This is a genomic window from Micromonospora sp. NPDC050695 (genome assembly GCF_040654415.1).
GTDB lineage: Bacteria > Actinomycetota > Actinomycetes > Mycobacteriales > Micromonosporaceae > Micromonospora.
Genome location: NZ_JBFAHZ010000093.1, coordinates 1 through 9,301 on the forward strand (window position 1 = coordinate 1; position 9,301 = coordinate 9,301).

Genomic DNA, 9,301 nt, shown 5'->3' on the forward strand with positions numbered 1-9,301 from the left:
TATCCATGCTCCCACGGAATGACGATCTCGGGCTCGAACCGTTCGCGCGAAGGCCCATCTTGGCGTTGCTTTTGGTCTGGAAGCTACGACGAGGCTTTGAGGGAGTGGTCGAAGCCAGGCCGGCCGACCCGCCCGGCGTTGTCGTCTTCGTGCTGCCGACCGCCCGGCGGATCGGCGCACAGCTCCGCGTTGGTAGCGGACCGCACCTGGATGAGGTGCGCTTCGCCGCGCACCTGCTGCTCGGTCTCAGGGCGAGGCCACCTCGCCGATGACGGAGTCGGCTCGCCCGGACGGGTTGGTCATCGCGCGTGGTCGTGGTCCATGCCCCGCTGGACGGGCGCGGGAGAGACGGGCGCCGCTGTGGTGGCGGCGGTGGACGACGCGGTCTGCCCGCCAGGGACGAACGCTTTGGCGGCGACGGCGGCCGCGGTGGCCGGCAGCGAGGTGGCCTCGCCTGGCTGGCCGGGTTGCCGTGGCGTGAGCTTGGTCCAGACGAGGTTGGTCAGGCCGGCCCTGAACGCCTCGTCGCCGTGCAGCTCGACGAGCCGCACGACGTCGGCAGGGTTGTCGAGCTGGCCGATGGCGGTGGTCATGGCGGCACCGAACGCGGCGGCGAACGCGGCCTCGTCGCCGGCGCGGGCGGCGGCCTGGACCTGCTCAGCGCGTACCGCCTGCCTGGTGCAGGCGTCCAGCAACGCCCGGTCCTGCTGGGTGGTGGCGGCGAGGATGGCGGCGGGTGTCAGCGGGGTCGCTGCCTGCTGCTGATTCGCCGCCACGGTGGGCTGCGCGCTGGGCAGCGAGTCCGGCGACGGTGGTGGTGTCGCCCGGACGGCGTCGTGGACGGCCTGCCGCGCGGCGTTGAAGAAGCTCGCTCGCCAGTCGGGGTCGTCGCACTTGAGGAAGATCGCCACTGAAAGGCCGGGCTCGTTCGGGTCGCCGAGCATGGCGGTGAGGGCCTTGTCGAAGGTGACGGCGAACGCGGCGACGTCGTCCTGGGCGCGGGCGGCGCCTTGCAGCGTGCCGGCGTTGGCGACGCGGTGAACCCGGGTGGCCAGCCAGGTGCGTTCGTCGTCGGTGAGGCTGTCGCGCACCTGCTCGGGCATCCAGGAGTCGTCGAGGGTGACCGGTACGGCGGGTGCGGCGGCGGTGTTGACCGGGACGGAGTCGAGGTCGGCGATCGCGTCGACGGCAGCGGAGACGGCCCGCATCCGGTGCCGGGTGTTGACGAGTTCATCGTGGCGGGCGAAGGGCTGGCCGAGCTGGGTGTGGGCCCGCTCGATCTCCTCCCGTTGGCGTGCGATGTTGGCGACGAGCTGCCCGCGTCGGCCCTCCAGGGCGGCGAGGTGGTGTTCGAGGCGGCGGATGAGGCCGGTGGCGTCACCGGTGGTGGCGTCGGTCAGCGACAGCACGGTGTTCATGCCGGAGTCGTCGTTGACGGTGAGGGAGACCAGGACCCCGTCGCGGCCGTTCCAGATGGTGGCCGTGATGGCGAAGCCGCCCAGCTCTGCCAGTGGCACCCGGTCGCGCTGCTCGGTGGAGCCGAGGCCGGCGGACGCGGCGGTGAGGGCGTGTTGCAGTGCCCGGCCGGCGTCGGGGCGCTTGTCGAGCTGGTGGCCGGCGACGGTCATCCGGAACTTCTCCCCGCGAATGTCCTGGCGTTGGGCGATCGTCTGGTCCAGGGCCTCGATGCGCCGCTCGTCGACGGCGATCCACTGGTGTAGCTCCCGGATCTGCTTCTCCAGTGCGGCGTGGGTGTTGTGGTGGGATCGGTTGGCCCGTTCCAGGCGGGCCAGCTCCATCCCCAACTCCTCCTTCTCGATGAGCAGCGGGTTGCCGGTGGCGATCGCCTTGATCTGGTGGGCCTGGAGGGTCTCGTCGGAGACGTCTTCGATCTCTCGTCCGACGGTGCCGCGCATCATCTGGTCGATGAAGCCGCCCTTGCGGGCGACGGTCTGCCAGGAGAAGGCGTCGAAGGAGCCGGTGACGACGTAGCGGTAGATGCTGACCTCGGCGTTCTGGTTGCCCTGGCGCATGATCCGGCCGTCTCGTTGGGTGATGTCCGCCGGCCGCCACGGGCAGTCGAGGTGGTGCAAGGCGACGGCCCGGTTCTGGATGTTGGTGCCGGTGCCCATCCGGCCGGTCGAGCCGATGAGCACTGACACGTCACCGTTGCGGCAGGCGGAGAAGAGGTTGGCCTTCTCTTTGTCGTTGTTGGCCTCGTGGATGAACCTCACGGACTCGCGGGGCATCCCCAGCTCGACCAGCCGATCGCGCAGCGCCTCGTACGCCGTCCACCGATCCGGGTCCTTCGGCTTCGGGGTGCCCAGGTCGCAGAACACGATCTGCAAGGCACCCGGGGTGGGATGCTCGACTGGGTTCGCGGCGTCCGGGTCGACCAGGTAGCGGGTCTCGCGGTGTGCCTGCCAGATCTCGGCGATGTTGCCGGCCGCCACGTCGATCTTCCCCGGGGTGTTCTGGTCCAGGCCGAGCAGCCGTAGGTCCAGCGACGCGGCCCGCGCCTCCCCGGAGATCTTCAGGATGTTGTCGATCTCCCGTTCTCGGGGGTTGTTGCGGCACCACTCGACGCGGTCGTCGAGTGTGGCGATGAAGTCGACCAGCTCGGGCGCCGGGTCGATGGGGATGACGTGCGGGGCGCGGTGCCCGTCGGCGTTGACGGTGAGCAGCGGGGTGGGTAGTTGCAGGTCTTCGGGGGTGCGGATGTCGCCGAAGGTGCGCAGCATCAGCGACAATTCCGCGGCGTTGGTGTACTTCGCCAGCCGTGACTTGGTCTGGAAACCGCTGCCGGTGGGCGAGATCTCCACCGTCGTGACGACCTTGCCGAACACCGATGCCCAGGTGTCGAAGTCCAGGGTGCCGGTGGCTTCAAGCAGGTCTGGGCGCAGATGCCGAGTGACGACGTACAGCTCCCGCACCGAGTTGGCGATCGGGGTGGCGGTAGCCCCGCACACCACCCGCTGGCCGTAGCGGCGGCGCAGGAAGCCGAGCTTGGCGCGGAAATCGATCGCCCGGTCCGAGCCGTCGTTGCTGGCGTCGACGATGCTGGACATGATCGTGTCGTTCTTCAGGTCGTGCCACTCGTCGCGGAAGACGAAGTCGACGCCGGTCTGGTCGAACGTCACGCCCGGGTCGGTCGGCTTGTCGAACTTCGCCTTGATCTTCTCCTCCCGGCGGACCAGGGCACCTTGCAGACGCTTGACGGCGGCGTTGCGCCTCGGTTCTTCGCCGTTGGCGAGGGCCTGCGCGTGCGCCCGTTCGATCTTGTTCCGGAGTTCATGCAGTTCCCCGTCGAGGAAGCGCTGCTGCTCGTCGTCGGACAGCCGCAGCGTCTCGAAGAAGCTGGCGGCCATGATGACGGTGTCCCAGTTGCCGGTGGCGCAGCGGGCCACGAACCGCTGCCGACGCGCGGCGCTGGTGTCGTCCTGCCCGGCGGCCAGCACCCGGGCCTGCGGGTAGATCTGGAGGAACTCCCGCGAGAACTGTTCGAGCAGGTGCGTCGGCACGACGATGGCCGGCTTGTTGACCAGCCCGAGCCGTTTGAGTTCCATCGCGCCGATCGCCATCACGGCGGTCTTGCCGGCGCCCACGCAATGAAACAGGCCCACCCCGGGCTCGTTGACGATCCGGGTGACCGCCTCGATCTGGTGAGGGCGAGGTTTGAACTCGACCGAGATGCCGGGCAGGCTGCGCCGCGCGCCGACGTACGAGCGGGGCACGTGGGCGTTGAACATCCGGTTGTAGGTGGCCGCGACGCGGGCGGCCCGCTCCGGTTCCTCCCACACCCAGGACTCGAACCGGTCCTCCAGCTCGACGGCCTTGGCCTGCGCGGCGGCGCTCGCCTCCACGTCGAGGGCCCGTTTGCCCTTCTCGATCTCGTAGAAGACCCGGATCGGGGTTTTGGTCAACAAGCGCTGCGCCAAGTCGGGGGCGGCCATACCTTCGGTGCCCCAGGTTGAGCGGGCGAGCACCCCGGTTCGGCTGCCCTTGACCTGCCAGTCCGATCCGCCGGGGTGCGTCACCCGTAGCCGCGGATCGTGCAGGATCTCCTGGAGGAACGTCTGCACTTCGGTGTAGTCGATGAACGGGGCACCGAAGGACACCATGATCTCGCCGGGGCCGACGTCGCGGGGCAGGACCCGTTGCAGGGCGCGGACGTTGACCTCGAACTTTGGGTCGTCCTCAACGGCGACCAGTGCCTGGTCGAGCTTGGCGCGGACGTTGTCGGATAGGTACGCGGCGGCTTCGACCAGGCGGCCGGTGCCGGGATCGTCGTAGACCAGCTCACCGAGGGCTTCGCGGGCCTGGAGCTCGTCGACGCCGAGGAGCCGGGAGATCTCCGGCAGCAGCACGGTGCCGTGGTCGTCGAGGCAGATGGCCAGCGCGTCTTCGGGGCTGTCGGCGCCCAGCCGGGGTGCCCGGGGCAGGATGACCCGCTTGCTGAAGATGTCCGCTTTGGTGGCGGTGCGGGTGTCGTCGTTGAAGTTCTCCAACGCGAACACCGTGGCGGCGTACGGGTCGATTCCACGGAATCCGGCGAGTTGGGGGTAGTTGCGGTACAGCTTCGGCTGGCCGGTCTCCTCATCGAGGATCGTTTCCAGCTCCCCGGTGGCCTTGTTGCGCTGCCGGCGGGTGTAGGTGTCGTAGCGGTTCAGGAAGCCGTACTGCTCGACGTAGGCGTCGTAGAGGGTGTTCAGCCGGATCCGCAGGAACGCCGCGGAGCCGGCCGGCGGGCCGTCGGGGTGTTCGTCGCCGTCGTCCAGCGACGACGACTCCGCTTGCAGCAGGGCCGTGACGGTGTCGCGCAGCAGCAGCAGCGCCCGCAGCTCGTCGGCTTGGGTGGCGGGCACTTTGTGCTCGACGACCTGACCGGCCACGACGGTGGTGAAGCCGCCGTCGTCGAGCGCTTCGATGTGGCCCTCTTCGCGGCCGACGGCGGCCAGGACCGCGACCGCAGCGGCCGGGCCGGTCTCGACGCGCGGGGTCAGGGTCAACCCGGCGAGGCGGGCCTCGTCGACCACGTCGCCCAGGACCCGGGCCAGGTCGGCGGCGGTGTCGCCGGTGCCGGTGACGAGCAGGTCCTTCGCGTTGTGGGCGCCCCGGCCGACGGACAGCTCACCGAGGATCCGGTCGGGCCGGCGGGCGAAGAACTCGTTGACGTGGATGGTCTCGCCGTCGGGTGCGTCGATCTCCTGGGTTTGTTCCCAGGCCATCCCCGCCTGCTCGCGGCCGGGCTCACGCCGGCGCAGGATCAGCAGGTCGGTGACGACCTTGGTGCCGGCGGCGGCTTCGTGCGCGCTGGTCGGTAGCCGCACGGCGGCCACCAGGTCCGCCAGGGCGGCCATCTCCCGCCGGGCGGCCGGGTTCGCGGCGTCCATGGTGTAGCGGGAGGTCAGCGCCACCACCAGCCCACCGGGCCGGGTCAGGTGCAAGCTCTTGATCAGGAAGTGGTTGTGGATCGTGTGCTTGCCCGGGTTGTGCCGCCGGTCGGCCAGCGCGAACTTCCTGAACGGCACGTTGCCGATCGTCAGGTCGAACGCGGCGGCCGGAGCGCGGGTGGCCGCGAACGACTCGGTGCGGATGGTGGCGTGCGGGTAGAGCGCGGCGGCGATCCCAGCGGTGACCGGTTCCACCTCCACCCCGACCATCCGGGCGCCGCCGGGCGCCAGGCCGATGAAGGTGCCCGGCCCGCAGCCCGGTTCCAGCACATCCCCGCCCTCGAACCCGAGGCCGGTGACCGCGTCCCAGATGGCGCGGACGTACGCCGCGTCGGTGTAGTGGGCGTTCAGGGTGTTGCGCTCGGCTGCTGCGTACTCCCGCTCGTCGAGCACCTGCCGCAGTTGCTCGCGGGGCGCCGCGAACCGCGCGTAGTCGCGGTGCTCGGGGCGGCCTTCGAACACGCCGGGCACCGCACCCCACCCCGACCAGCGGGCCAGCACCGCCTGTTCCTCGGCGGTGGCCGGCCGGTCCTCGGCCTGAAGTGTTCGTAGGGTGCGCAGCGCCGCCAGGTTCGCGTTGAGTCGGGCCACCTCACCCCGAGGGGCCAGATCCTGCTGCCCTCTCGGGGTGAACGACACCGGCCGGTCCGGATCGGGCTCCGGAGCTGGTGCTTCGGCCTCAACCGGCGCGGCCGGCTCGGCGGCCGGTGGTTTGGCGTCTAGCTGCGGGCGGGCGGGTCGCTGTCGTCGTTCATCGCGGCCTCCTGCTCCGCGATCTCCTGCCAGCGCGGATCGGTCGGATCCTCCACCATCGGGATCCAGTCGTCCTGATCCGTCCGCGGCTCCGCTGCTGGGGTCTGGGTCGGCGGCGGGCTGGTCTCGTTCGTCTCCGGGTCGAGCAGGATCAGCTCCGGCAGCACCTGTTCCTCGGCCGCCATCCGGGCCTCGTTGAGCCGGCCCAGCTTGTCCAGGTATCCCTCGCCGGCCGGGTCCGGGCCGGCCAGTTGTCTCGTCAGGTCCTCGATCTGGTGGGTCGCCTGGTCCCCCAAAGTCGAGAAGAAGCTGTTCAGGTCCGTCCCGTCGGCTATCAGCGCCGCGTACCGGTTCGGTAGGTACGTCTGCCAGTGCCTCTGGGCTTGCGCCCCGTACCGGTTCATCCTCTGCTGTCTCCGTCTCTGGCGCGGTGGGCGGCTGGTCGGTGTCAGCGCCGACCGGCGGGCCTGTCGTGGTCGCCGCGCCGTCGAGGACCGCCGGCACCGGTGCCGGGACCGCCGTCTGCGGGGTCACGGACGGCCTGGGCGTCGCCGGCGTCGGGTCGACCGGGACGCCGAGGCGGCCAGCGGCGTACGCGGCCAACGGCTCGGCGACGTCGTCAGGCTGCCCGTGCAGCATCGCGCGGATCGACTGAGCGGCGACCTCCCGGCCCGCCGCCGTGGTGAAGGTACGCACGGCCCAGTCGACCCGGGCGGTGACCACGACCTCCACCAGCGGCCAGGTGTCCTCGCCGTCCACAGCGGCGGCCAGCACCGGGCCCGGCCGCTGCGGGTGCCGGCCCACCGCAGGGTCGAGCACGTGGAAGGCCCGTGCCGCGGACCTGCGCCCGTCGGCGCTGCCGTCCTCGTCGACGACCACGGCGACGCCGGCCGCCGGATCCGCCTGCGCGGTGAGCGCCGCGACCTGCGGCCCGGTCAAGGCCGGACCGCACGCGGCCACCGCCAGCGGAGCACCCTCGCCGCGTTCGGCCAGAGCGATGGCCTCCAACGCGGTACGCGCCACCACCGACCGGCCGGTGCGCTCAGGCTGCTCGGCGAGCCCGAACACCACCTCGGCCGGCCGGAACACCACCGTGGCGGGGCTGTGCAGCACCGGCGCCACGTCCGGCACCCCGGGCGGTGCGTAGCCGGCGAAGCCGACCACCGGCCGGTCCGGATCCCGGTGCTCGCGGACGCCGACCATCACCCGGTTACGGAAGCGGTCGACCAGTTGCCCGCTGCGGCCGGTCGCCGCCAGGCCGGACGCCCGGATCTCCACATCGGTGAAGCCCTGCCGCCGCAGCTCGTTGACCAGCGCTGCCGGCCGGTCCGGCGCGTACCCCACCGCCAACCGCCCGTCGACCGGAACGCCCTGGGCAGCCAGCCACCGGGCCGGCGACGCGCCGTCAGGCCGGTCGAGCTGGGCGCGGTAGAACTCGGCCGCCGCGCGTTGAACGGCCAGGAGGCGCTGCCGCCGCACGTCCGAGACTCCTGTCAGACGAGGCGGGCCAGCGACCTGAGCGGCCAGCGACCCGGCACGGCTGCGGAGCGCGGCCGTCCGGTCGACCGAGGCCGCCACACGCTCGGCGACCTCCCGCGCAGGCCTGGCCGGCGGCTGGTCCGGCACCGTCATCACGGCCGCCCGTCGTCAGGCTCGGTGGGCAGCAGCCCGCGCGCTCGCAACGACTCGAACAGGCGTTGGTGGTGCTCCAGTGTGGCCGTCAGGTCGTCGATCTGCGATTGCAGGCCGGCGGCGAGCCCGTCGGGCAGGTCCTCCGCGTCCGGCGCGGCCATCGGCGCAGCGGCGTCGTCAGCCATCGCTCCCCCATGTGATCGCTTGATCACACCGTAACCAGGATGTCGAGCGGGATCGAAACGCGGGCCGGTTCGCTGGGCGCTTCCGGTGCGTCTCACGCCGGCCGCAGGCCGCGTTACCGCCATCGCCGCAGCGAGGGGCGATGCCGCGGAATCGCCGACAGGGGCAGCGAGCCGGCCCAGGGAACGCGGACCGGCACCCGGGGCGCCGTGGTCGTGCCCTCCACTATCGACGCCTCCGGCGGGGCCTCTCTCGGAGATCCGGCAGGGACCACAGCGCCAGGTGGGTGAGTGGTCACCCAGGGGTGGGATCCCCTCGCGCCGGCCGCCCAGAGGGCTACCAGACCACCTCTGAGACGACCAGGCCAAGCCGCTTCGCGGTCGGCTACGCCGAGCCTGGCCGTCCCAGAGCCGGCCCGGTCGATCGGAGATCGGCCGACACGAGGAGATCCCACCCCACCCCCGGCACCGTGCGCGGGCAAGCCCGCAAACCCCGTCCACAAGGGTCTACACCGACCCTTGAGCTGCGTCGTGCCGGTCGAGCACGTACTTGACGCTGCTCTTGGCCCACTGCCCCTTCCCAGACGGCGTCGGCACCTGCTCGGCGTTCAACGCCGCCGCGATCGCGGCCAGCGACAGCCCTTCACCGCGCAGTTCCGCCGCCCGGGTAGCCGAGGGCGGCAACGGCGCTGGCGGACGACCCAACCGCACACCCCGGTCCCGGGCCGCCGCCATTCCCGCCGACACCTCGGGCCGACGCATTTCAGATTCGCTGCTCATGCCCCCCACCGTACGGCAAAAAGGTACAGAAAAAGACCCCCAAGACATCTTTTTCTGTACCTTTTCCTGTACGATAGAGGAGTAAGGAACGGTCCGGCCAGGTGAGCCACCACCCAGCCGGACCAGGAAGAACAGCCCCTCTGTGAAAGGGAGTTCCATGATCCAGCGTACGACGAACTCGGTTCGCCCCATCCAGCTCGCCCCCGTCTGCGTCGGTCGCGGGAAGGCTGTGCACCTGGGCAGCCTGAGCAGCATCACCGGCCCCGACGGCAGTCCTCGCTACGTCGCCGCCTGGTGCGGTGCCAGCGGTCGCGGCGACGACGTCCGCGCCGGCGAGGCGATCACCGACCCCATCGACTGCCGCACCTGCCTGCGCACCCAGCCGCGCCCCATCGAGCTGATCAACCGGATAAACAGGGCGCGGCGGTAACGTTCAAGAAAGGCTTCGGCTTCCACCCACTCGGGGCGTGGTGCGCCAACACCAGCGAATCCCTCGCCATG

Annotated in this window: 7 protein-coding genes and 1 pseudogene; 3 read left to right on the plus strand and 5 right to left on the minus strand. The window is 71.1% G+C overall.

The genetic code is table 11. From position 1 onward, the window contains the following. The coding region (locus AB0H52_RS30915; protein ID WP_357951798.1) for a hypothetical protein at positions 1 to 272 on the plus strand (272 nt) is incomplete at its 5' end. A 27-nt stretch (positions 273 to 299) separates the two neighbouring features. Here the strand turns inward: AB0H52_RS30915 and AB0H52_RS30920 are convergent. Continuing rightward, positions 300 to 6,092, minus strand: coding sequence for a DEAD/DEAH box helicase family protein (locus AB0H52_RS30920; RefSeq protein ID WP_357951806.1), 5,793 nt, complete (start codon positions 6,090 to 6,092; stop codon positions 300 to 302). An 80-nt stretch (positions 6,093 to 6,172) separates the two neighbouring features. Beyond that, positions 6,173 to 6,658 carry a TnpV protein gene (locus AB0H52_RS30925; RefSeq protein ID WP_357951808.1) on the minus strand — a complete coding sequence of 162 codons (486 nt, stop codon included), beginning with the start codon at positions 6,656 to 6,658 and terminating at the stop codon, positions 6,173 to 6,175. Positions 6,659 to 6,921: 263 nt separating this feature from the next. On the opposite strand from AB0H52_RS30925, the gene AB0H52_RS30930 reads away from it, so the two are divergent. Further along, positions 6,922 to 7,353, plus strand: a complete 432-nt coding sequence (locus AB0H52_RS30930; protein WP_357951810.1) for a hypothetical protein — start codon at positions 6,922 to 6,924, stop codon at positions 7,351 to 7,353. On the opposite strand, the pseudogene AB0H52_RS30935 reads toward AB0H52_RS30930, so the two are convergent. From AB0H52_RS30935 to AB0H52_RS30945, 3 genes and pseudogenes are all read right to left on the minus strand, one after another. After that, positions 7,317 to 7,838 (minus strand): annotated as a pseudogene (locus AB0H52_RS30935) (hypothetical protein); the annotation flags it as partial. The gene AB0H52_RS30930 and the pseudogene AB0H52_RS30935 overlap by 37 nt on opposite strands. Further along, on the minus strand, positions 7,838 to 8,023 hold the full coding sequence (locus tag AB0H52_RS30940; RefSeq protein WP_357951800.1) for a hypothetical protein: 186 nt from the start codon (positions 8,021 to 8,023) through the stop codon (positions 7,838 to 7,840). The pseudogene AB0H52_RS30935 and the gene AB0H52_RS30940, both read right to left, overlap by 1 nt. 504 nt (positions 8,024 to 8,527) lie before the next feature. After that, a complete protein-coding gene (locus tag AB0H52_RS30945; protein WP_357951802.1) occupies positions 8,528 to 8,800 on the minus strand; it encodes a recombinase family protein in 273 nt (90 codons plus the stop codon). Between the two features lie 157 nt (positions 8,801 to 8,957). On the opposite strand from AB0H52_RS30945, the gene AB0H52_RS30950 reads away from it, so the two are divergent. Next, positions 8,958 to 9,230 (plus strand): hypothetical protein, encoded by a 273-nt coding sequence (locus tag AB0H52_RS30950; protein ID WP_357951804.1) that lies wholly within the window; start codon positions 8,958 to 8,960, stop codon positions 9,228 to 9,230. The last annotated feature ends 71 nt before the right edge of the window (positions 9,231 to 9,301 follow it).

Excerpts from the sequence above, each read along its gene's own strand:
- AB0H52_RS30940 (WP_357951800.1), bottom strand. The coding sequence starts at position 8,023 with ATGGCTGACGACGCCGCTGCGCCGATGGCCGCGCCGGACGCGGAGGAC.
- AB0H52_RS30945 (WP_357951802.1), bottom strand. The coding sequence starts at position 8,800 with ATGAGCAGCGAATCTGAAATGCGTCGGCCCGAGGTGTCGGCGGGAATG.
- AB0H52_RS30950 (WP_357951804.1), top strand. The coding sequence starts at position 8,958 with ATGATCCAGCGTACGACGAACTCGGTTCGCCCCATCCAGCTCGCCCCC.